Here is a 24335-nt window from a genome sequence, read left to right as displayed (position 1 = left end):
ATGTATGGGCTTGTAGGTCGCTGATTTAACACAAATTCACAAATTAGAGGAGGATAGTCATCCTAATTGCTGACTACCAGTGGCTGGAAAAGTGCAAAAGTATCCCCTCCGAGCCGACTGTTACCTTTTAAGTGATAGGACTTTGTTATCTTTTTTCCTGTCTCACTGTGGTGGAAAGATAGAAGAATAGGTAACCATGCGAGGCGACCTCGAGTAGTTAACTCCGGCGCGACTTGCGTAGAGCCTGTCGCGGCCGCTATTAGTTCGGAAGAGTAGACTAACTCCAAAGTGGTTTCGGCTGCCAAAGCTACCTTTTTCATGGCATTCTCTTCAAGTATTTGATTGGCTTGTAAAAGTGCACTTATTGCGACCAACGGAGCAAGAGCAAAATTTTGGTAATGGGCGGCGCGGGTAGCCCGCTTTAGCTCTGAAGTGATCAAGCCGCGTTCATCAATATTCCCAAGTGCTTGGGAATAGATCTGTTTAGACCAGATAAACAACTTTTGGTCCTGCACAATAACGCTAGTTACCATGACAGACCAAGCAGCCCAATAGCTATGATTGTTGATTCGATCAATCGGTTTGTCGCTGTAATCGCTCACAACCTGCCATGCGACTGCGCTGAACCAACGTTCAATGGCTTTGCGCTGCAACGCTAATGTTTGATCATTTCGATGCAGATAGGAGAGCTTAAGATAATTGCTGGACAATGCCGCTAATGTCCATTTGCGAACCGCCATGCCAGTCATATCAGCCACGTTTAATAAGCTATTGCTTTGGGACCAGTTATAGAGTTGAGCAATCAAGCAGGCATATTCTGCATTACTGCCTTGTTGCGCATAAAGCTGATTAGCTAAGCGCGTGATCAATAATGAAAACTCTCTGATAGGTTTCGATTGCTGCAAATAAACCTGAGTCGTTGAAGGGTTAACTTGATCGCGCGCTTTATCGCTGCCTGCGTAACGGCTAGGGAATGTCAGTCGAGCGGTGAAAGCAGGCAACAATTCACATGTGCTACTTGAATTCTCTGCTTGCAAGGTAATTGGACGGGTAAAACCGTCCGGAGCAAGCAATGGCGAGGGGATTTCAAGTGTGTTGTCTGGCGCAGGTTTACAGCTACTGAGCAGGAATAGTAGAGCACAGCCAAAGATGCACAGTTTAGTGCAGCTAGGTAAATGTGTTCGGCTTACTCGTAGGGCAATGGATTGGAGCATAGTTTCACATCGACAGATGCGCTTGGCTGCTCGCCGCCTGACGAATAGAATTTAGTGTTTTCAATATCAATGCCGACCACTGGTTGCAGCGGATAATTGTGATTTTCTCCTAGTAATGTCTGAAACTGTCCGTCATTAGGCGTCCGATATTGATGGCGAAGTTTATACAAACGACTACCACCATTAGCAAACCACAGGCGTAATTGCAGCTCCTCAATGTGTGGCGAATCTGTCTCTATTTGCAACATTAGTTCGCGCGCAGGTTTGACTGAGCCCTTGGGGTCGAACACTGCATTAGGATAGCGTTGGTTTGCATTCACGGTTAGCTTGCTGGCCTGCATAGCGACATCGTCGGGGCCACAGGTGTCAAAAAATAGCGGTAAAATGGTATGGAAGAAACGTGGCTCAAAATCTCTCCATCCAGGCACTTCCCAAATTATAAGGCGAGGCGGTTGGGCGTGAAAATCACCTGATTTGAGGTAATTTATCCATGAGCCGATGAGGCCACCACCGCTGAGTGCATAATTGGTGACGGGAACATTGGCATACTCCTGCACATAGCCAACAAAGTTAAATTTGCTGAGTGCAGAAAAGCTGGTGCCCAGTAGCGTTATCTCATCAGCAACCGTATCGAATAAACTAAAGCTATCCAATTCGGTGTCAGAGGCAAGTTCATTAGTGGTGTAGGTGGCTGAGTAGCTAGGCGCAAACTTGAATCCACAAATCTCTTCAATAGCTTTTTCTACGTTTGCCACGTCTAACATAACGCCGTTGTAAACCGTTTCATACTTGGCAGGTGCGTTAATTTCGGCCAAGCCAAGGCCATCGAGTTGCTGTGCTACGAGTTGCGCGGTTCTTTGCGCCCCAGAAATAGACCAATGGATATCCTTTTCATAGAACATTGGAGTAGGGGCATCATAGGCGAATAGGGAGGTTAGGTCAGGCACGTTAATGCCTTGAGCGCGAAAGTTTTCTAATGCCGTCGCATACTGTTTGCGCGCTAAGGCTGCATCGTAGCCAGCTTGTTGAGCATTCAGTAGCTCTGGATAGGCGACGCCTCTTGCCGGGATATAAACCAGCATAAGTTGAGTATCAAAGTTTGCCAATACTTGGGTTAAACGACTGAGTTCCTGTTGACCTTGTGCTGAGATGATATTGCCATAATCGGGAAAATCCATACTCGAGTTGGCCAACCAATTGCCTTGCCCTGGCAGAATACGCCAATGCTTACGCAAGAATTCAGTGGTGTAATTTGCTTCATCATAGACCGCATCGCACAAGGTTGGGTAGGTTTCGACTTGATAGGTCGAAGCGCGCGCTACTGCTGTTAGTGCAAACAGTAGTGATAACGCTAGTATTCCTCTACCAATTTTCATTGTTATTGTTCCGCCTGAACCACTTTAAGGTTGACCGACCCATTGGCCTCGGTAATGAATAAACTGGTAACGCCGTCACGGGCTAACATAAGCGGTTCTGATTGCACCAGCACTTGTTCTTCCGCTAATACTGCGGTAGGTATTTTGATCGCTCTGACATCACGTGTTGCTATTTCCAATGCAGGCACCTTGTCAATGATCGTATGCTTACCATCGATGGTTCTTAACGCTATCTCGCTGTGTTCAGTCAAGTTATATACTGCGATGCGAGCCTGACGCTTATTGTCAAAAGGTGACTCGAGTATAACCAGCGGTGAGTTACTGCCTGCGGTGACAATGATTGTCCATTGGCTATTAATAGGACCAGTCAACGTTAGCGGTTGATTATTGATTTTTAGCATCGCTGCATTGACGGCAGAAAAGCCATAAGGCGTTGCTTGCAGAGGCTCTACAGTTGCTAAAACTTTATCTTGATGAACGACCTCAACGTTTTGTTCAGATGCGTTAAATACTCTAAAGAAGACAGCATCGGGCGGCGGTGCTGCACCGTACAGGGCTTCATCTTCAGCGACTGCGGTGTTAGTAAGCATCAACAGATTGAGTAGGAGTATTGAATATGTATAACGCAATGTACGCATCGTTGTTAATTCTCTTTTACACTTGAGTCCACTGGAGCTTGGACAAAATATCTTATTGGAATTTCCCAAAACACGGTAGTTATTGCTTGGGATTGGAGTTCATTGTCTGTAAGCAGTGCTTGCATCGGCGTAAATGGTCCTTGCCCCTCGTTAGCATAGTTCAGGATTTCAATAGCCATAGCCTGCTGCAGGTAACCATGAAAATTCCAAGTTGCATTGGCACTGTAACTGGTTCCAACCAAGGCCGCAAATACCGGTTCTGGTGTTGCAAATAAATCACTAAAGTCATCGCTTTCAAGACTCGAGGAGACTTCAGGGATCTGGTCAAGCGGAATATGTTTGCGTAACCAGTTGCCATCCGCTGGAATAAATGTCAGCAGGTCACCGGTATAAGGTGTTAGTTCTGCTCGCGAGCTACTGTATTTTTGTGAACCTTGCAAATGTGTGAGCTCGGCGGCTACATGCTGCGCTACTACTTGGGCACCGGCAGGCGTCCAATGCGTATCTGTGCGCAAAAACATCTCTTGCGGGGAGTTTATTTTTGCGGCCAGTAAATGAGGTAGCGGATCTACAAAGATTAACTCGTCAGCTTGCAGTTTCTGTAGCACTCGTTGGTGTAATTGATGGGTAGTGTGCGCACTCGGTTGTTGAATATATTCCGGATAAACGGCTATTTTTTCCGGTACAAGTATGATCACAACCTCGATATTGTCGGCTTTTAGTCTGCTTACCACATTCTGAACAAACTGACTGTTAGTAACGATATTCCGTTCTGAATCATTGGGCCACTGAAACTCTTCGTTACTGTATAGCCAGCCATCCTCGCCTATAACTACACCCGCTTTACCTTCATTGAAAACGGTAAACAGAAAGCGTGCCCAATAGTCAGTCACAACTTGCTTGTATGGAATGGCTGCTAGGAGTTGATCCTCTATGCGTTTACTTGCGGTGCCATTGAGGATTTCTGTATATGTTGCTTGCACATTAACCGGAGCGCGTAAAATCGTGATTAATCCGGTTACCGTGAGAACGGTCATAAATAGTGTTGATACCAGGAATTTTGCGTTCATGTCACATTCCTCAAAACTGGAAGTACAAAAACGGTGAATAGCTTGATGCCAACAAACTACTCAAAGCAAGTAAGAAAATCGGGAAGCGCAAGACCTGCCCGATCATCGTTACAGCCCCATGACTTAGGGTTTTCTCGAGTGTGGCGCTGTGCTGCCGTAACCCTTGAACTAACACGATCACAATTCCGATTATGAGCATAACTAACGCCCAACGAGCAACTTCAACAGAAAATGCAGGGCTTAGTCCCTGACTGTCGAAATTAAACATAGCAATAATAATGAGGAATGCATCGGTGACATTATCGGCACGGAAAAACACCCAACCCAGCGTCACAAGGTGTAAGGTAACCAGCCAGCGTAGGAGTGAAAAACCGGTATAGTTCGACAGACCAGTAAAGCGTTCAAAGGCAAGTATAAGACCATGCCAAGCACCCCATACGATGAAAGTCCAATTAGCACCATGCCAAAGCCCGCCAAGCAGCATGGTCAGAAACAAGTTGCGGTAGGTTTTCCAGGTGCCGAGCCGATTGCCACCAAGCGCTATATATAAGTAATCTCTTAACCAGGTCGACAAACTGATGTGCCAGCGTCGCCAAAACTCGGTGATACTTTGACTGATATAGGGCTGGTTAAAGTTCTGGATAAAGTGGAAGCCCATCATTAAACCCAGTCCAATGGCCATGTCGCTATAACCTGAGAAATCAAAATACAGTTGGATACTATAAGCGGTCACTCCTAGCCAATGATCCAACATAGTTACACTATGACCAGTAAATGCGGCATCTGCGATGGGGGCGACGGTATCCGCAATTAAAACCTTTTTAGCAAAACCTTGCATAAACAACAGGCAGCCTGAACAAAACAGTGGCCAACTGTGTACGCGCTCGACAAACTGACTGGCTAAATCTTTATAGCGTAGGACTGGTCCCGCAATCAGCTGTGGAAACAGTGCAATGAATGCCGCAAAATCGATGAATCGTCGCGATGGCGGAGTATCTTGGCGGTATACATCGACCAAATAACTAATCGCCTGAAAAATGTAAAAGGAGATCCCGATGGGCAGGATAACATGCGCCAGCGAGAGCGGTTCACTACCCATGGATATCAGCAACTGCTCGAAATTAGCAACACCAAAATTGGCATATTTAAAATATCCCAGTGTTGCAAGGTCTCCAGTAATTCCAATAACAAGGAGTCGCTTTGCCTTGGCTTGATGCGCTGAGAGTGCTGCAGCAATTCCCTTCCCTATAAAGTAATTCCATAGCGTCACGGCAATGAAAAGGGCTAAAAAATCTACTCTCCACCAAGCGTAAAAGGCATAACTGCCCAATAATATAGTCAACGAACGGTAGCGCGGCGGAGTTAGGTAATAACACAGCAAAAAGAGCGGTAAGAAGAAAAATAAAAAGATGCTAGATGAGAACACCATAAGCGTTAGCGATTCCTCTTACATTCCAACGTAACCGTGTCGACCTTATTCATCGGTTAACTCGGTAAGGATTAACATTTCGGCAGCCACAAGCTCGGTAACCGTAGATTGCTCACTATTCTGAATAGGCAATGATGCGAGCAATTGACTGTCAAACTCGCTTAATTCAAAACCCAAGGCTTGGTATACCGCGGCAAAGGTATGCGCGTATACTTGATTAGGTTGGATCCCTGGGCCATTGGTAAAGAGCTGGAAAAGTTCGCGATAAGCACGGTGTTCACCGCGTCGCGCAGCGAATAGCAGGCGGTCAACGCCCTCTTGTAATACGGCATAACCCAGTTTACCCGAGAGCAAAAGTTTACCGAGATAGTAGGAAGCTTGGGGATCGGGTAACGCTTGCTCCAGATAGCCTAACGCTCGGCTAGGGTATTCTACACTGCGACGTCCCTCCATATACAGGCGGCCGAGGAGAGTGTAGGCCTGTGGGTGTTCTATGCTTATCCGCTCTAGCCGCTGTGTAAGCTCGGGTAACTTGAAATGCACTTCGTTAGTTATGGCATAGTTCGCATAAGCGAGAAACGCAGTGTCATGAGTATCTATGGCTGCCGCCGCTGAGGCATAGGCTAAGCGCTGACTCCCTGTTCCAACGTCGGCGTTTTGCGCAGCAAAAAGGCGCATTAAGTTGATGTTTTCTTCAACGTTTAACTCGCCAGCTTGAAACGCAGTGTTCGACTGCTCTGCGAGGTCTGTAAGTTGCTCAGTGCGGTGTTTCTTTGCATAGCGCAGTTCACTGCGTAAACAATAGTATCTGGCATCCAGCGTATTGGAACAGAGTGTGGTGAGGGTCTCAAACCAAGGGGCGACGTCCTCTAGTTCTGCCAGGATGCGGATTTTTTCCACGGAGTTTGACTCTCCCCGTTGGTCGAGTAGGGCAAATACTTCCTGAACGGTCGAGTCGACTGCATTATCTGAGTCTGTGGCTAGCCGAACCAACTGATAGCCAACATCACCATGGGAGCGCATACGTTGCCACAAAACCTCAATGGCCTGCTGGCGATAGTTAGGTCTGGCACTGGCAAGCCGTGCTAGCCAATTGGCATAACGTTTCCCATAGCTTTCAGCGCTTGGACTCATCTGGATGAATGCGGTATGTGCCGCGTCAATATTGGGGAACTGCCCCAATCGAGCATGATATTCAGCCAGTAAAATAGTGGCGTCTAGGTAGCCTTTGTCGGCTAATACTTGCAGAGCTCTTAGTGCCTGTTGATGTCGTGCGGGGGAATTGTCAGTGAGTTGGACGCGGGCAAGTTGAGTATCCTCTAACACCTTGCAACCGTTGAGTGATAACAGTAATACACTACTGACCAATAGAAAAAGTCGACGGGGCCTTGATAATAACGTAGAGATAGTAACAGCACCTGAATATCCGCTCCGTCTCATTTTCAATCTTCCTCAAATTGAATAAGTGCTGCTGAATTAGTCGTCAATGTGGCGCTGACTATCGCACCTTCAAGTAATTCAAGTCTTCCTCGAAAGGCTTTACGGCCATTGTTTTCGAGTTTTAAATCTCCCAGCAATAGAGAGTATGGAGCTTCACTAGTGATGGCACCACGCTGGTTCCCGATCATCAGTCCACCGATGACTTCGCTTACGGCGCTAGCAGATAAATCTGCTCCCAACGTCTCGTCATCCTTTGCGTAGATAAAGACGCCGCTGCCTTGATTAGCCAGCAGAATATTTTGCTGTAATTGACTAGAAAGTGCCGAGCGCAATCGAATTCCATGACTCCCATTCTGATAGATCCGGTTGCCATAGAGGCGATTCTCATTGGCCTCATAGACACCAATGCCATCTGTCGCATTCTGGAAAATTTCATTGTACGCGATTACGTTGTTAGCACTGGCCTGCTCTATGTGAATACCTGCGCCCCCATTTAGTAAAATTTGATTATCGCTAACTCTGCTGGCTTTAACGGCATCTGAGAGAAAAAGTCCATGGCGCTTCGATTGCTCGATTGTGTTGTTGCTAATGTGCATCGGTGAGGCTGTAGCTAAGATTTGGATCCCGTCGAACTGGCTATGGCTCACTTGACTATTTTTTATCGCACTATCTTTGACACCGTCGGCTTGAATGCCAATGTATAAATTCTCAAAGCGAGAGTTTTCAACATACAGTCTTGGTGCCCTCGCCAGTTGCAGCCTTTCATTTCCAGTAAGCATCTGCAAAGCAGCTGAGGTTGCAGGGCGAATGCTAAAGCCATAGCTGGACGTTTCATTAAATCCGAGTTGTCGGACAGTTGAATTTACCACCACTGTGGTGCTGCCGCCGAACGAAAAGATAAATGGTTGGAAGTCAGAGTGTTGGGATTGCTCAGCACTGCCTTGGACAACAGCATCAGTGATAAGCAAACGACCACTGTTATGTAAGAAGCTGCCCTTCTGGTTCGATAAGGTCAGGATTTGATTGTCACTGATCACTAACTCTGCACCGATATCCACGATGATGGGTAGTTCGGCGACATATTGTTTGTCGTCGACTTTGCGTAACCAGTTAGGATGGCGTTGATGCAGTTTGGGGAGTGATATGCTGCCTTGATTAAGCAAAATTCCTTGAGGTATCTGGCCTTGCTGCTCAGCCATCCGGGTAAAGCTTGCCGAATAAATCGTTTTTAACACATCCTTCGCTTCACTAAGGCGTTTAACTTCAGTCGAGACAACCGCTGGTAAAAGGGAAGATGACTCTGTGTACGCTGCAATAGTCGAAGCGTTAGGATTCTCTCTATCCGGTAATTGATTCGCTCTAGCGGGTAATTCTACCGTTGTTACGTGCGCACTTTGAGCACTAACCGAAGCGCTACTTACAATGACTATACAAGCGGAGAGAACGAGTGCTTTCATTACCAGTACCAAAACTGTGCATCGAGGGTAATGCGATAATCAGTACCACTGCGTAACATGGCGTCCCCTGGACTAAAAACACCAGCGCGCAAGCGAAGTAAATGCATATTATAAAATGGATTTTGCGGGGTGTAGGTCAGATTAACATCGAGACTATTGCCGACATCTTTGTTGCCTGCTTGTGTTTCAATCTCACGAGTCAAAGAAAAAATGTTCTCCTGAGCATCGGATTTTTGGTAATCACCCAGTAGCACCACCGCTTCCCACTCTAAATTAGGCCGATAGCTGACAAAAAGTCCGCTGTGCAACAGGTTGGTTATGTCCGCTCGCAGAGCTTCGTTAAAACGAATGAGTCGCTGCCTCCCGCCAAAATACTGTCCTCGATTGGTATGCAGACCACTTTGCACAAAATTGTTGGATTCGCCTGCAGATAGCCCGCCAGAACCGCGGGTATACGTAAGTCCGACAGACCACTTGGCGAAATCGTAGCGTACACCAGCATCAATCGCGTCGGCGTCAATCGAGCTTGGAATCACAAGGGCATTATCACGAACTAATGACGTGTCGCCGCGCTGCGCAATCCATTCCAATTTATACGCCAGTGGACTAGGTCCTTGGCGCTGGTGCCAATTGGACATTAGTTTTACGCCGTACCAATTGACGGTCGCATTTTTTCCTAGTGCATTATCACTAAACCGAGCTTCTGCTAGATCAGTGCTTTGACTTTGCCGCATATAATTGAAGCCAATGCTATGATAAGCAACCCAGTCCCAGTCAAAGCCGGCAAAGGCTCGGGTAACGTCCTTATTAACTGCACTGAGATCAGCATCGGTACGGTAAGTGTCAAACTCTCTTCCAATCGCCACCAACCAGTCTAATTGAGTGGTGTCGGCTTGCCAGCTGATGGACTCAATATCGGCATCCCACCAAAAGCCATCGGCATCGGCCAAGCGCTGCAGACCGATGGTTAAATACTCTTCTGGGTATGGGGTTAAGCCAGAATACCTGAGGTATGCTTCACGGACTTGTAAAAAATACGAATCACTGGAGCCATCTTCACGCACGACATCGTTAGTTTGGTCACTCAAGAACGTATTATCGTTAGCAGCTAAGGCCCTAACGTCAGCAAACCAAGACCACTGCGAACTGACTTGGTCACGAATGCCCAAGCGAGCCTCAATTAACCAACTATCCTGGTCAATGGTGTTTAAGCTTGGACGATTCGATACGTCGCGCGACGTTACCGCGCCGCGTAACCAAGGTTCGAGTTCGTAGCTATTCGCGCTACCCGAGTAACTCATAGTCCCACTGACCAGAACCGCCGCTGCTAGGCTACTTGCAATGCATCGAGAGGTAATGTTGATTCCCCGATTTTTCATATTACATAAACGCGTCAAGTTCACCAATCTTCACTGTCACTGGCCGTTTAAGGTAGGACAACGGAATATGTTCGTCAGGCACTATAGTAGCCAGTACGCTGTGAACCTTGTGTTCTTCAGCACGAATGTTCTCGGGAATTTCTAATTTAGTGATCACTGCACGAACGGGTTCTTGTCCCGCCTCAAGGTATACGTAAACACTGGTGCCCACAGCAATATCTCCAAGATCGGCATGCTTGAAGCGTGCTAACACTACAGCAGATGTCGCGGCATCACCAAAGGTCGCAATGGCTTGACCTTGGGTAACGTACTCACCATCACGCACAGCTAGTTCAACTACCTCACAATCGCAAGGACTTTTGACCACGCTGGGGATGGTTTTATCGAGTAATTCCTGCAGTGCGGATTGTTCCATCCCTGCAGCCGCTGCAATGCTACCAGTATCTGCCAATAACGGTGACTCAATGATGGCTAACGGCTGACCTTTGACGACTTTCTGCCCAGGTTGAACTTGGATGGAAATATTACCTTCTCGTTGGGCGGCCGCCATGCTGGTTTGCGCTGATACCACTGCTGTATCGGCCTTAATCACAAAGAATGATTGATGAATGTTGAGTAACACGTACGCAAACGCGAGCAAACTTAGAAACACGAACATGCCGGTAAAAATTACGGCTTTCACCTTATCGGAACCTGATAACGCGCGGTTAACGTCTGTGCGTTGTTTAGCGAAGTTTTCACGAGAAAGGGTGGTTAAAATGTCATTAACATTGGTCACTTCACCACTTAAAAACTTGGTGATGATGGTGCGGATAGTAGAAATTTCCTCGCGGCCAAGCTCATGGAATTCGCAACCGTAGCGCGCATCCTTATCACCGTACTTCGCGACAACTTGAAATTTCACATCCAAACCAATCTCTAAGCTGTCAAACTTGAAGGTCAATGTACCTTTGGCAAAATCACCAGCCGTAAGACTAAGGTCGCCAGCTTGCACAGCGAAACCACTGGCACTGATATCTAACAGTTCAAATTGAGATTTGGTTCCGTCTTCGGCCACTATTGTAAGTTTACTTGGTATCTTGACCCGCGAATGCCGCCGTTGCGTTTCCGTTTCATGAACCATGCTGTTTGGATCTGACTGATTACTCATGTTGGTACCTTAAATCCCATTGCGTTATACCAGGCGTAAAATGAATGCAAAAAATAAGCAAAATGCGCCAAAGGTCATAAGTCGAGTTGAATAAACGTTAAAGTGCTTTTGGAACGGATCGTCACTTTCTTTACTTTTGGTTTTTTGACGAGTCCAACTTTGACGGTCGAGTCGAAAGGTCACATAAACCTTAACTAGAGCGCCATAAATCTGATTGAAATATAACAATGCCGGATACATGGGCCCTACCTTGTGGCCTGAAAACATCAGTAAAAAGGTCACAAACGTACGCGTCATTGCAATCCAAAGAATATACATAACGAGGATAGAATAATGATATTTCAAGCCACCAACAATTGCGGCTGAAAGACCAACTAAACTAGTCCACATCGAGATGCGTTGATCCCAAAGAACGTAATAAGTAAGTACCCCTAAACGACGCAAGCCCAAGCGTGTCGCTCGGTAATTTTGTCGTAGTGAGTTACCTGTCCAGCGAAACATCAGCTGCTTAGCTGCGCGAAAAAAGTTTCTATCAGGTGGATGTTCCCAGGTATGAATACTTGCATCGGGCACATAATAGGTGTCCCAGCCGCGGCGCATGAGAGAAAACCAACTGGACTTATCATCACCCGTTAAAAACTTAAAGGTACCCAAACGCCAGTGGTCAAGGTGGTCGTTTTCAACATCATTGATAAAGTCGGTTTGGGTTACCACCGCAGCGCGAAAAACTGACATGCGCCCAGTCAGTGTTAATACGCGTTTAGCCAGACTCATGCTACACATGTTTACATGACGTTGGGCGAAGCGTAGCTTGTGCCATTGACTCATCACATAAGAACCTAGCACTTGGCATGTCTCATTGGTCGTTAATGCTCCCACGTTCGGGTATAACGAAAAGTAGGGAGCGCTTTTGGCAATTACGCCGGGTTGCAGTTCAGTATCACCATCAATAACCGCAACCAAAGCTGTTTCGTCTGGCAGGTCTTTAGCAATACAGCGAAAGCCATTGGCTAAGCCATCACGTTTGCCGGTACCCGCAATGCGCACGACTTTCAGTTGCACGTGCGGAGGTGGGCTGAACTGTTCCCACAAACTATTAATCAAGAGCTCATCTGACATTTCTACGATGGATGCCACGACGGTAGTGGGGTAACCACATTCAATCGCTTCTTTGATGATTGCAGAATACACCTTTGCAGTGGTCATTGAATCGATCCGGAAACTAGTGACCATCAAATAGATATGCGAAGGTGGGCGGTCGGCAATCGCTTTTAATGCCCGCTTACGTTGACCGGGGAACACCAAGTACATAAAGATCATGCCGCGTACAAAGTGCATAATCCCTACGCCATAACGCCAAATACCCAGAGCACCAATAATAAAGATAAAGTTAGGGTGGTCAGCGACAAAAGTACCGGGTGGCACGGCAAGCACTAAAATACCAACAACAGTAAACCACAGCACCCAGCCAATCGGGGTGTACACTGACGGTAGAAGTTGGATTTTACCAGCAGATGCCATGCATGTTTCCTTGACTGGTCGAGGTCATTAATCCCGCTAAATCAAGCAGCTCTTTTCCCGCGGGGAGATCAGTGACCACAGCACTGAATTCGGTTTCAGGATTTCCAATGATAATTAAGTCGGCAAAATCAATAACTTCTTGCATACTGTCACTTAATAAACGCAGCAAGTAGGGAAACGGAATATATTTCGAAAAATCTTGAGTTTCACTTTGCAGCGCCAAACTAGCATTCAGGTTGGCGTCATAGATTTGTAAATCATAACCTTTACCGGTCAGTATACTCGCAAGCTCTACCAATGGACTTTCACGCAAATCATCAGTGCCGGCTTTAAAACTCAATCCGAGTAACCCAACTTTCAACTTACCGATTTTCTCTATTTGACTGACAGCTTTATAAATGTGCTTGCGGTTACTTTCCAACACAGCGTGTAACAGCGGTAATTGGATATGTCGACCGCGCGCTTCATGGTCGAGGGCACGCAAATCTTTGGGCAAACATGAACCCCCAAAAGCAAACCCAGGTTTCATGTAGTAAGAAGAAATATTTAGTGTCTTATCTTTGCATAAGACTTCCATTACTTGTCGCCCATCAACGCCGTACGCTTTGGCAAAACTGCCGATTTCATTGGCAAAGGCGACCTTGGTTGCATGCCAGGCATTGCAGCTATATTTAACCATTTCTGCTGACTCTATAGGTAGCTGCACCAACTCCCCTGGAGCATTTGCATACAGCTCCAATAATGGCGCAGCAGAGCGGTCATCAAGTGCACCTATAACGGTCATTGGGGGATTGCGATAGTCATGAATGGCTGATCCTTCGCGCAAGAATTCTGGATTCGAGGCAATACCAAAATCCTGGCCAGCGCACAATCCTGAGGCTTCCTCAAGTGCAGGCTTTACAACCTCAAGAACGGTTCCGGGAATCACTGTGCTGCGAATAACTACAACGTGGTACTGGCGTTTTGCTGCAATGGCCTGACCGAGTTGTTGGCAGACTTGTTTAATGTAGCTTAAATCCAATCCACCTTGTTTGTCAGAGGGCGTACCAACGCAGACAAAGGATACGTCTGTGGCTAACACCGCCGCATTGATATCATTAGTAACAGTAAGGTTGCCGGTTTCGTTAACCGCGCTGTGTAGCAATGCAGTTAAATCTTTTTCGACGATTGGTGCTTGGCCTTGTGCGATCAAACCTAGCTTTGCGGCGTCTGTGTCTACTCCAACAACAATATGACCATCGCTAGCCTGACAAGTCGCTGATACCAAGCCAACATAGCCCATGCCAATAACACTTATCTTTATCATGGCGTCTGCGTTCTCTTTTTTCTCATAGTATTCATGGAATTAGCAAATGAGTAAAGAGCTGATAAAAAAAAGGAAGCCTATTGGCTTCCTATTGAATTACGCTTGCAGCGTGTTTCGACTTTTGGCAAAGGATTTCCATCTATTTAACATTAGCAAACTTATCAAAATAATAAGCAAAACTATTGTATTAGGCTCGGGCACCTTGATGCTAGTAAACGACTTAACTTGTTTCGTTAGGCGGTCATCGCGATCTGAAAATGAGATAAAGTTCGCATGGTTCGGAGCTGCCCCAGAGATAACAAATTTCATCGCAAGTTCACTACTAGCAAAAATTGCTTCAGCGATATTGTCGACCAGAGCACTGTCATTCGAGAAGAACCAACCCACACCAGTGTAATCAGTGGTGAAACCAGAAGTGTTGGACGTTTCTACCTGGCCTAAACCAAAACGGTTAAAAGAAACGGTCTCGACGTCCGAAAAATTACCAAAATAATAGTCATTCAGGTATAAGAAATTCTTATTCGCATGGAAACCTAATTCGAGCGAATTAGTACCATCATTGAGCAGATCATTGTCGCCATCCCACATCGTTAAGCGAATACCAATCTGAGATATGCCACCTTCTAAGATTTTAAGCATCTGCTCACTGAAAGAAAGCTTGCCGATGTCTGTTTCTGCGTACCCGTTGAGGTCGGTAATCAGACCAACATGCGCTAAATTACCTTCACCAATAAAACTAGTAACACGGTTATTGTTTTTGCCTACGATGTCGATAACCGCTCCGCCAAAATCCGGAATGCGATAGTCAATGGCACCGAACGAGGTGGGTGAGGTCAACAATAGGCTCGCCTGTGCTGAGGAGCACAGTAGCAAAAGAGCACTAGCGACTAATTTATACATCTTACACATGGCCTACTTCTTATTAAATACCGTACATTATATCGACTAATGCGTTCAAGAATATATGGCATTTCCCGCCATTCTTGCACTTTTTAGTATGTTTATTTATACGTCAGTATGTGTTGGCGGCGGATCTACTCATCCGACTTTACTCGTTCAAAGCGCATATCTTTCCACTCATGATTGTCAGTCTGTTCGCTGGTAAATGGTGCTAGTATAAAACCATTTACCCGGTTATCAATTCCAACGTGAAAGTGGATAAAGGCATCGCTTGCTGCATTTTGGTTGTCCCAACGGATAACCCAAGTATGGTCGTTAAATGGCAGCATACTGCCCACTAAAGTTGGCATTTTATCAGAACGAATTCGCAGTGTACCACTTTCAACATTTATATGGATCGTTCCAAACCAAGGGTCAAGGTATGTGCCAGCATAAGCTAACGGGTCCAGGACCACTTGCCCGGTTCCGTTTGGCTCGGTGTATTCCGCCCAATACTCTTGTTCCCGTTTAGCTTGATAGTCTTGGTACAAGGCAACCCAATCCTGTTGTTCTGCAGACATTACGAAATGTCTTAGGATGGACTGCATGACAGCAGAGCGAGCACCATAGTTTGAACCATTGTTTAAAATAACTACCCCAATATCGACGTCCGGGATGAGTGCCACATATGCCTGATAACCGGACAATGTCCCGGTGTGCGAAATAATCCGTGTGTTATTTAGATGACTAATACGCCAGCCCATGGCGTAGGCTTTTAACACAGTGCCATCCCACTCTTGTTCAAATTCACTCATCCCCAACAGGGTGTTAGGTGACCATATCTCTTGCAGCTGTTGTGGCGAAAAAGGTAGTTCAGGGCGATAACTTTGTTCCTGGTCTAAGGCTATGGCTCGCGCGTCAGACAATAAGGCCATTAACCATTTACTCATTTCTTCGGCGCTGCATACGAGACCGCCTGCTGCCGCCGAGGCTAGCCCCTTGTGGTGAATTGCGTTGCGGGGGATGAGATATAATCCAGTCTGCTCATCAAAGCCATAAGGCAGGGCTACATTACGCAATGCTGATTTGGGCACATCGCCTGCAAAGCATGCCATCTGTAGTGGTGCAAAGAGTTGCTCATCAACAAAATCACTCCAGTCTTGTTGGGCGATGTTGGCGACAATTTCACCAGCTGTAATGTACATAACGTTACTGTAGGCGTAACGACTACGAAAACTGGATTGAGGGGTTAAATAGCGGAGGTTGTGGACAATCTCACTGCGGCTGAACCCAGCAGGTTCCGGCCATAGCATACTGTCACCGGCGCCACCGCCTAAACCACTGCGATGAGATAGCAAGTCACGCACGGTCATTTCACGCGTAACATAGGGATCGAACATGCGGAACTCTGGTAGATGATCGATGACCCTGTCATCCCAATTCAGTTTTTCCTGATCGACTAAAATAGCAATTGATGCAGCAGTAAAGGCTTTGCTGGTAGACGCGAGGCGAAAATAGGTTTGTGGTGTTACCGGCAAGTCTTCACTGATATCGCGTTTGCCGTAACCTTTTTGCAGTAACACCGTGTTACTGGAAACGACAGCAACAGACAACCCCGGTGTATTAAACGTATCAAGTGCTGCCGCGACAACTGTGTCCACGCGTTTTTCAAGGTCGCCCTTTGATATTTGCTTTGCGCTTGAAGTCGAGGCCAACAGCAGAGGTAAACTGCAAAGGGCGAACCAGTATGTATTTAACCTCACTGATTTAATGTTAAATTTTGGCACTTACCACGCTCCACAGTCGCTCACGATTGTATTGTTACTGTAGCATGCTTGCTCGGAGCTTGACGAGCCATGCATGGCAACGGTTAAGCTAGCCCAATCGCCACAGCAATAACGACTGTAGCAACAGCACATCCCGCAAGTATCAAGGCTAAAGGCCAAACGAAACGGATCCAAACCGACCAATCAAGGCGGGCAACCCCCAAACATCCAATCAAAGAGGCTGAGGTTGGAATAACAATATTGGTCAGCCCATCCCCCAGTTGAAATGCAAGTACTGCTACTTGCCGTGACACACCGACTAAGTCTGCTAAAGGTGCCATCAATGGCATAGTGATTGCTGCCTGGCCTGAGCCCGATGCGACAAAAAAGTTAAACACGGCTTGGAACAACAACATAAACAGCGCACTCGCCGTAGCGCCGAATTCTCCGATGCTATTGCTTGCATGAAACAATAACGTATTTAATACCGATGGCTGGCTAACATCATCGCCACCAAGAATAAGTACAATGCCTTTGGCCATGCCGACTATTAAAGCCGCGGGCAGTAGGTCTTTGGCGCCTTGCTGAAACGCTTCCGAGGCTTGATTAAGGGTAAGCCGGCCAAAGATCTTAGCGAGTGCAGCTATGGCAATGCCAAGCGCAAAAAACTGGCTAGCTATCTCGGGGATATAATATTGGTGCGCCGTTACCCCCCAGATAACCCATGCAATTCCGGCAAAAAAAGTGAGTAAGATAATGGTGTCAGCGACATTGTAATTTGCTGTAACTTCAGCCTGTTGTTGCCGAAAGTGCGCATCACTGGAGTGGCTTAAGGAGCGCTCAGGTGAATGCTTAATTGAGCGCGCGTAGTACCAAGTGAATAATAACCCTGCACCGGTGAAAACAGCCCATGCGGTCATACGGAATCCTTGTCCCGACATTAGTGGAACATCAGCAATGCCTTGGGCGATAGCGACAGAAAACGGGTTCATCCAGCTAGTCGCGAAGCCGATCTGCGTTGCTACATAGGTGATCAAAACGGCGGTAATACTGTCATAGCCCAAGGCAATAACTAAGGGTACTAACACAATACAAAAAGCGATGGCTTCTTCGCCCATGCCGAAGATGGCACCACCTAAAGAAAACAAGAGGAATAAAAGCGGTAAAATGACATGGTCGGCATGCTGAAATCGTGCAATTAAGGCTAGCACACCGTTATTAATCGCACCTGACGCCATAATAATGCCGAATGCGCCGCCCACAATAAGAATAAAGGCGACAACGCCTACCGCGGAGCCCCATTTATCACCAGAAACCAGGCCCTCGAAGGCATAATTGAGCATGCCCATGTTGCCCCCGTCGGCGAACAAACTAATACCGGTTTGTGCCGAATCATCGTAGCGGAAACTGTTTTGATCGATTTGTACTTTGCTTGTGACTTCACCATTTTTAATGACCTCAATCGTTTCCGGTTGGAAGGCTCCGGGCGTGACGAGGTATGACAGTGCACTGGCAATCACAATGACAAAGAACAGAATGACAAAGGCATCCGGCATTTTTTTGGGCGTTGTATTTACATGCATAGTGGTCTTCCAGCGCGTTGATTATTGCAGTATTGATGAGGACAGAAGGCAGGGTCAAGTAACAATCTGTTGGACGTAAATATCATCAGGACTGACGGGTTAAACGTCAGTCCTGAGGTTACTCCAGTGACTGTATTAGAACCGGTAATCCACAGTTACTGTGTATTGCGTGCCATACGGGTTGGCATTGTAACTGTCGTATCCGCGCGAAGAGCCGTAAACTAATGGCGGATCGCGATCAAACAGGTTATCAATGGCTAGACGCACTGTCGCTTTCTCAAAGTGATAGCCAGCACTTAGGCTCACAGTAGTCCAGGAGGCTACTTCACGCTCTTCGTTTGCATTCAGTTCACCAAGGTCAATTAACTCATCGATATTGCGTCCACGTAAGCGCGCAATGTCATCAGCATAGCCCGCGGTATAAAACACATAGGCACCGACATACCAATCATCGGCGACCCAAAATACTTCGGCGCTGGCGATATTTTCAGGGTATCTAAACGAACCGATCAGTTCTTCGATTTCATCGGAACCTGGTTTATTACGTTCATAGCTAATGTAATGCGTGGCGCGAAGTCCCAGTTCTAAGTCACCGCTTCTAAATTTAGTCGCATGGAATAGGTCGATATCAATTCCACTCAGCTCCTGCGTGCCGGTGTTATCGAGGAGTAATACGTGGTCACGGAATAGCGGTAATTCATTGAAGCGCGGTTGGTCAAAATCGATCCAGGCGTCAAGTATTTCATTGAGGTCTGCGCCGTCGTCTTCAATGGTAAGGCCATTATTGTCAGTAACTAAACACAGATCTTCATCGTAGGCGATCCCTATCTCGCCTTCAGGCACAAGTCCACAATGGCGTAAACTCGCGTCATTAATCGCTGCTGCTAGCACGCCAGTCATGTTGGTATCGACTAAATCTTCATGCTCAAACTGCCAGTAATCGACTTTAATATCGGTGTGTTTAGTCGGGCTCCAAACAAAACCGGCGGTGAAGCTCTCTGATTCTTCAGCACGCAGTGCTGGATTACCCAACTCCAATACATTATTGCCGCGAATACTGCCGTCTCCCTCACAATAAAGGTCAGCAACTGCCTGATTAGCTGAACAATCAAATGAAGCGCGGGTAGTGCGTAGTTTGACTCCAGCTTGCGTTAATGACGGCGCGCGGAAGGCGGTAGACCATGAGCCGCGGAGGATAAGTTCTTCCGCCGGGCGGAACGTTACACCCACTTTAGGATTAAACGTACTGCCAAAATCGTCATAATCGTCGAAGCGCCCTGCAAGGCTAACCTCAATTTGTTCGGTCAATGGCACAAACATTTCCGCAAAAACACCATACTGGCTGCGGTCAGCCTCAGACAAGCTGGAACCAAAACCGAAGACATCAACGAGATATTCGTTTTCAAAGCGGGCTCTTGATTCCAATGAAGGGACATCGGTAATTTCTTCGCGTCTTACTTCGGCACCCACGGCTGCGCTGATGGTTCGTTGTCCCCAGCTGAATAAATCACCGCTGGCTCGGATATCCCAACTATATACAGCGCTCTCTCCCTGGCGCGTGGGTTGCACTTGGGTTTGTGCCAAAATGGCATCGTTGGCGGCATCGCCGCTCAAGAACGGATTGTACATACCCAACAAGTTGCCACTGCTGCAGCTTAAGGTATCAGTATCAGCGGAATAGCTGGCGATGGTGCCGTTTGAACATAGTTCACCATCTACCGCAGCGGTATACAAGTAGCGGTTGTAAATCCCTGCAACCGCGGTTTGGTCAGACTCGGACTTGGATAAAACCAGTGCCGACTCCCAATCCCAATCACCAACGTAACCAGACAGCGCAGAGACTAAACGCCAGGCATTGATTTCAACGTCTACCGTGCGTGGGGCTGAGAAGCGCGCGTCGTAGCGGAAGCCATAACGTTCTTGACCAGCTTGAGTGTCAAATGGGTCGATATACAGATTATCAAACAGCGCATCTTGAGTGGCCTGATCGAAAATAAACAATGCAGATTCATCTACCCATGGGCCTTCGCGATCATCAATTTGATTGATCGGGGCAGGCGTAGAATAGGATGTTGAATCACTGTAGGAGTAGAAAAAATCAGTTTTCCACGTCAGCTCTCCAATATCTTGTGTGTAGGTGAAGCCTGTGGATAGGGTGGTTAATGGTGTTTCTAAGTAATCATCTTGATTAGTGTAGTACGCACAAATTTGTTCACCGAACTCGGTGGTTACCAGCTCGGTAGCACAGTTCGGCGCGCCAATTTCATTGCCATCACGGGACGAGAAAAAATAGATGTTGGGCGTGTCCTTGGGTAAGTACGAGTAGTTGCTTTGCAGCGTTGGCTCGCGCGTGAGCGCGCGGTCGGTGGCTCGACTGGCTTGTCGATCATAGTAATCGGCAAACACAGTAAGATTACCATCGCCGATTTTGGTGCCCCATAGGAGTTGCAGATTGACCCTGCCATCATCAGGCGAATCCACGCTATTTTCATAGCTGGCCGATACTTCCGTGCCAACATAGTCGTCTTTCAAGATGTAGTTGATGACACCCGCTACCGCATCTGCACCATATGTGGCACTGGCGCCGTTGGCGAGGATTTCAACGCTCTCTAGCGCTGATGCTGGGATACTATTGATATCTACAAAGTTTTCCGTGCCGCTGGCAAAAGAACTGGCTGCAATTCGTCGGCCATTAACCAGCGTGAGGGTTGCAGAGGGACCAATACCTCGCAAAGATGCCGCCGCTTGTCCTGGTGGTGTCGAGGTTGATGTTGCGCCGCTTTCACTGGTGGTAAAGCTGCCGAGGCCACCGCGAGTCTGATTAACGATGCGCATGAGGTCAGCGATGGTATTGGCGCCAGTTTTGGCGATATCTTCCGCGCTAAGCACCGTCAATGGTTGCGCACCGGCGACATCAACACCCTTGATAAGGGTACCGGTAACATTGATAACTTCAACGTCTTGCTCATCGGTTGTGTTGTTGTCTTGTGCAAAAGTTGGTAAAGCGACGGCGGTCAATACCGCACATATCGCAATAGCAATAGGATTCTTTTTCATTGTTTTACTTCCCTAAACGTCCGGGCATAGGCCGGAAGCGGATTATTTTTAGAAATATTTTCTTGCGCGCAGAAAGGCGCAGCAACACGCAGAGCGTTGCGCTAGGGAAGGGTGGCTATTCGTCGAACCACTCGGAAAGGTAGTAGCTTTGATAGTGATAGCTACTCAATGACATTGCTTTTTTTATCATCGGATATCGATTCTTTATTCAACTCAACTGCATGAAAAGTTATGCAAAATGCCTTTGGTGTGGACGCTAAAGAAGCCGTCGTTTATCCATTGACATTAATTATTTGTTAACACTAGGGTAAAAAAAAGTCAACGAATTAGCCCAAGGCGATTAGCGCTCAAAATGAATCAATTTCAGCTTTCAAAACATCTTTCAAATGGCAGAACAAAAATTTTAATCAACTTGCAGAAAAGCCTATTAGTTCTCTCATTTTCAATGAGTTGGGCATTCTCAGTAGTTGCTAGCGAGGAGGAATTTGATTTACTTTTAGCCGGTGGCTCACTCACAACATGCTCAAGTTTTGCTCCGCAAAATTGTCGGGTAAACAATTTTACCGAAGACGATAAACAGCAGAATTTGTATGAATTTTCTCCTGCTGCTTTGACAAGATTTTTGCAGCAAGCTCAATTTCAGAGTGATTTTCAGCAAATTTTCACGCAAGTTCATGCAATTTTGCTGAAAGGATATGCAGAAAGTACCGGGCGCTCTTTATCTAGAAGTCAGTTTTTAGACGCGATAGTCACTATGGGGATGTCTAACGATTCCATACGAGATTTACCTGACCCCGTATACTTCGCTTTATTAGACTCACATGAGATGGAGCAGCGCAGCGCCACCGGTAACCGCAAACAAGAGCGGGCCGATGTACTGAACAATGCTAACGCAAACAGTATCGCGGTCTATCAAGCCTTTGTCGATCAAGCGAAGCTGCGCGTGCGGGATTCGAACAGTCCACGCATCGCGGTGATCACAGCGTCATCACGGGACCCTTATGAGTCTGCTGATTTTTACCTCTCGGCATTTAGCTCGCTCGGTGCTGATGTGGTTTGGTTACCATTGGATGCCGCTTATCAGCACGCCCTTTGGTTGCAGACTCACGGCGTGGATGGATGTGGGCAATTAACGAAGTTACGTGCTCAACACAATCAATTTGACCGGGCGCGCATTTATCCGTTGCGCACAGCAATGCAAGTGCAATATTGCCAACAACCAGAACTGGTTAGTGACTTACTGGGTCAGGTTCATGGCGTATTTTTTAACGGCGGTGACCAATCTAAAACGTTAGCAGCAATGTTGACGCCGAAGGGTGAGCCAAGTGCCATGCTTGAAATCATTCAACAGCGAATGCTGAATAAGGAATTGGTCGTTGGTGGCACCAGTGCCGGTACTGCTGTGCAAGCTGGCGGTTTTCGTTTTCAGCGCCCGGTTCCTATGCTGACTAATGGCCACAGTCGTCAAGCGCTGGTGCGTGGTGCTATGCCATTACCCGCACCCAGTCAGCGTTGCTTAGGCACCTGTGCAGAGCAACTATTCAGTGATGATCTGACTTATCTCCCGCAGGGCGGATTAGGCCTTTTCACCTTGGGATTAGTTGATACACATTTTTCAGAGCGCGACCGGGAAGCTCGCTTGTTAGCTTTCACCCAAGCCAGTGCGCAGCGGTTCGCTTTTGGCGTAGACGAAACCACAGCACTTACAGTGAATTATCAGTCCGAACAGATCTCTCTAGGCGTTATTGGCGAAAATGGCGTGTTTGTGATCGATCGGGCGGGTAGTCAAAGTTTTGAGAACATGACTACTGACTTTGCCTTGCAGCAACGTCAGCTCTCAGCAATAACCCACTACCTGGTGCCAGGCATGCGCTTGCAATACAGTAGCGAAAACAACGAGTTAAAGTTGCAAACGGTGATACCGCAAGTTTCTGAACGGATTCGAATGAAAGCTCTCGTCGATGGTGTTTGGCGCAATAGCACACGTGAGTGGTGCGGCAGTCAAAAGCGATTATCTTGGCACCAGCCCGGGTATCAGGTAACTATCCAAGCAAGTGAAGCAACCCGCTTTTATGTGTCGGAGAAACCTGAGTATAGGCAGTGTGGGTATTTTGGTTTGCCTGCGGTGTTGACCAGCAGTTAAACAAAAAATCAAGCCTATGATCCTCGCAAGTCAATTTGTGGTAGTACGACTCAGAGTGAGAATTGAGGTAGTGTTGATTAATATACACGTATGTCGGATATAGACAATTGTGAAATTCTTAAGAGTAGCGGTATCTGTGATTTTTAATGGTTTAAAAAAGCCGAGGTTATACTCGGCTTTCGAACAAGGATTAGCTTATATGTATATAACTCTATTTAATCTGTTTTCTATGACTAAAGAAAAGTCCGACCATTCCCATCAGTAAAATTGCAAAGGTCTCAGGGGCTGGCACATCCACGGCTGTTCCTTCAAACTGGACTTCACTTATAAACACCCAAGAATTTGTTCTAAATATTTCAGCAGTTATTTGATCACTGGTGATATTTAAATCAAAAGTGAGTATAGCTGTTGTAGCGTTGGCTCTTGCAATAGGATTTAGTAGTTCAGGCATACCATTAAAAGACACGCCACGTGGACCACCCACGCCACCAGTGTTGATAGAGTTATCAACATAAACGATTGCTTTGGTGATATTAAAAACTTGCCCGAAATTGAAGGTGATGAAAGGGTTATAATTAACCCAGCCAACATAAGGCCCATTGTCACCTCCGACAGCTCCTAGTATGCCATTGCCAGGTTCAACCGCCCCCCACCATCCTGAAGCGATTATTCCATCTGTAAGATCACCAGTCCCGCCGGTTAAACGTGAGCGGCTTACAGTGACATCACCTGTTCCATTGTAAGTCTCATCCCAATAGGCATACGAACCAACGTCACCATTTAACATATCGTAACTTTCAACAGCTATAAGGCTAGCAGTTGCTGTTTTTATAGATAAAAAAGTCATTATCAGGACCAGTGCTTTTTTCATTGTGTAGTCTCACTTCTATTAACTAGTTTTCTCAATGCAAATAAAGAGCCATAAAA

General features: G+C 46.8%; 17 protein-coding genes. 1 reads left to right on the top strand and 16 read right to left on the bottom strand.

Features of this window, described 5'->3' with window-relative positions; all coding sequences use genetic code 11:
- Positions 1-62: 62 nt before the first annotated feature.
- The 15 genes from CSH92_RS05040 to CSH92_RS04970 all read right to left on the bottom strand — a co-directional run bounded on the left by CSH92_RS05040 (position 63) and on the right by CSH92_RS04970 (position 21265).
- Positions 63-1214 (bottom strand): alginate lyase family protein, encoded by a 1152-nt coding sequence (locus CSH92_RS05040; protein WP_100656524.1) that lies wholly within the window; start codon positions 1212-1214, stop codon positions 63-65.
- Entirely contained in the window at positions 1187-2590 is a 1404-nt protein-coding gene (locus CSH92_RS05035; protein WP_100656523.1) for an alginate O-acetyltransferase AlgX-related protein, read from the bottom strand. Before CSH92_RS05035 ends, CSH92_RS05040 begins: the two co-directional genes overlap by 28 nt.
- 2 nt (positions 2591-2592) lie before the next feature.
- Positions 2593-3228, bottom strand: a complete 636-nt coding sequence (locus tag CSH92_RS05030) for an alginate O-acetyltransferase AlgF (RefSeq protein ID WP_100656522.1) — start codon at positions 3226-3228, stop codon at positions 2593-2595.
- Between the two features lie 5 nt (positions 3229-3233).
- Positions 3234-4298, bottom strand: coding sequence for an alginate O-acetyltransferase AlgX-related protein (locus CSH92_RS05025; protein ID WP_100656521.1), 1065 nt, complete (start codon positions 4296-4298; stop codon positions 3234-3236).
- A gap of 10 nt (positions 4299-4308) precedes the next feature.
- Positions 4309-5727: an MBOAT family O-acyltransferase gene (locus CSH92_RS05020; RefSeq protein WP_100656520.1), complete on the bottom strand. Its 1419-nt coding sequence runs from the start codon at positions 5725-5727 to the stop codon at positions 4309-4311.
- Between the two features lie 45 nt (positions 5728-5772).
- Positions 5773-7167 carry a hypothetical protein gene (locus CSH92_RS05015; RefSeq protein WP_124916920.1) on the bottom strand — a complete coding sequence of 465 codons (1395 nt, stop codon included), beginning with the start codon at positions 7165-7167 and terminating at the stop codon, positions 5773-5775.
- Between the two features lie 2 nt (positions 7168-7169).
- On the bottom strand, positions 7170-8624 hold the full coding sequence (locus CSH92_RS05010) for a right-handed parallel beta-helix repeat-containing protein (RefSeq protein WP_100656518.1): 1455 nt from the start codon (positions 8622-8624) through the stop codon (positions 7170-7172).
- Entirely contained in the window at positions 8624-10003 is a 1380-nt protein-coding gene (locus tag CSH92_RS05005; RefSeq protein WP_124916919.1) for an alginate export family protein, read from the bottom strand. Before CSH92_RS05005 ends, CSH92_RS05010 begins: the two co-directional genes overlap by 1 nt.
- Before the next feature lies 1 nt (position 10004).
- Positions 10005-11153, bottom strand: coding sequence for a PilZ domain-containing protein (locus CSH92_RS05000; protein WP_100656516.1), 1149 nt, complete (start codon positions 11151-11153; stop codon positions 10005-10007).
- Positions 11154-11177: 24 nt separating this feature from the next.
- Complete coding sequence (locus CSH92_RS04995) at positions 11178-12674, bottom strand: glycosyltransferase family 2 protein (protein ID WP_100656515.1); 1497 nt, start codon at positions 12672-12674, stop codon at positions 11178-11180.
- Positions 12658-13980: a nucleotide sugar dehydrogenase gene (locus tag CSH92_RS04990; RefSeq protein ID WP_240612739.1), complete on the bottom strand. Its 1323-nt coding sequence runs from the start codon at positions 13978-13980 to the stop codon at positions 12658-12660. Before CSH92_RS04990 ends, CSH92_RS04995 begins: the two co-directional genes overlap by 17 nt.
- A 96-nt stretch (positions 13981-14076) precedes the next feature.
- On the bottom strand, positions 14077-14889 hold the full coding sequence (locus tag CSH92_RS04985; RefSeq protein WP_100656514.1) for a PEP-CTERM sorting domain-containing protein: 813 nt from the start codon (positions 14887-14889) through the stop codon (positions 14077-14079).
- 125 nt (positions 14890-15014) lie between these two features.
- Positions 15015-16520 carry a serine hydrolase gene (locus CSH92_RS04980; RefSeq protein ID WP_164084659.1) on the bottom strand — a complete coding sequence of 502 codons (1506 nt, stop codon included), beginning with the start codon at positions 16518-16520 and terminating at the stop codon, positions 15015-15017.
- A 209-nt stretch (positions 16521-16729) separates the two neighbouring features.
- Positions 16730-18208 (bottom strand): putative basic amino acid antiporter YfcC, encoded by a 1479-nt coding sequence (yfcC, locus tag CSH92_RS04975; protein ID WP_100656512.1) that lies wholly within the window; start codon positions 18206-18208, stop codon positions 16730-16732.
- A gap of 135 nt (positions 18209-18343) precedes the next feature.
- Entirely contained in the window at positions 18344-21265 is a 2922-nt protein-coding gene (locus CSH92_RS04970) for a TonB-dependent receptor domain-containing protein (RefSeq protein WP_100656511.1), read from the bottom strand.
- Positions 21266-21710: 445 nt separating this feature from the next.
- Here CSH92_RS04970 and CSH92_RS04965 point away from each other — a divergent pair, with 445 nt between their 5' ends.
- A complete protein-coding gene (locus CSH92_RS04965) occupies positions 21711-23408 on the top strand; it encodes a cyanophycinase (protein ID WP_124916918.1) in 1698 nt (565 codons plus the stop codon).
- A gap of 211 nt (positions 23409-23619) precedes the next feature.
- Here CSH92_RS04965 and CSH92_RS04960 read toward each other — a convergent pair whose 3' ends face one another.
- Positions 23620-24279 (bottom strand): hypothetical protein, encoded by a 660-nt coding sequence (locus tag CSH92_RS04960; protein WP_100656509.1) that lies wholly within the window; start codon positions 24277-24279, stop codon positions 23620-23622.
- Positions 24280-24335 lie beyond the last annotated feature (56 nt).

The sequence above is a fragment of the Neoalteromonas flava genome (genome assembly GCF_002807685.1).
GTDB classification, from domain to species: domain Bacteria; phylum Pseudomonadota; class Gammaproteobacteria; order Enterobacterales; family Alteromonadaceae; genus Alteromonas_E; species Alteromonas_E flava.
This window is presented reverse-complemented; position numbering and strand designations above follow the sequence as displayed.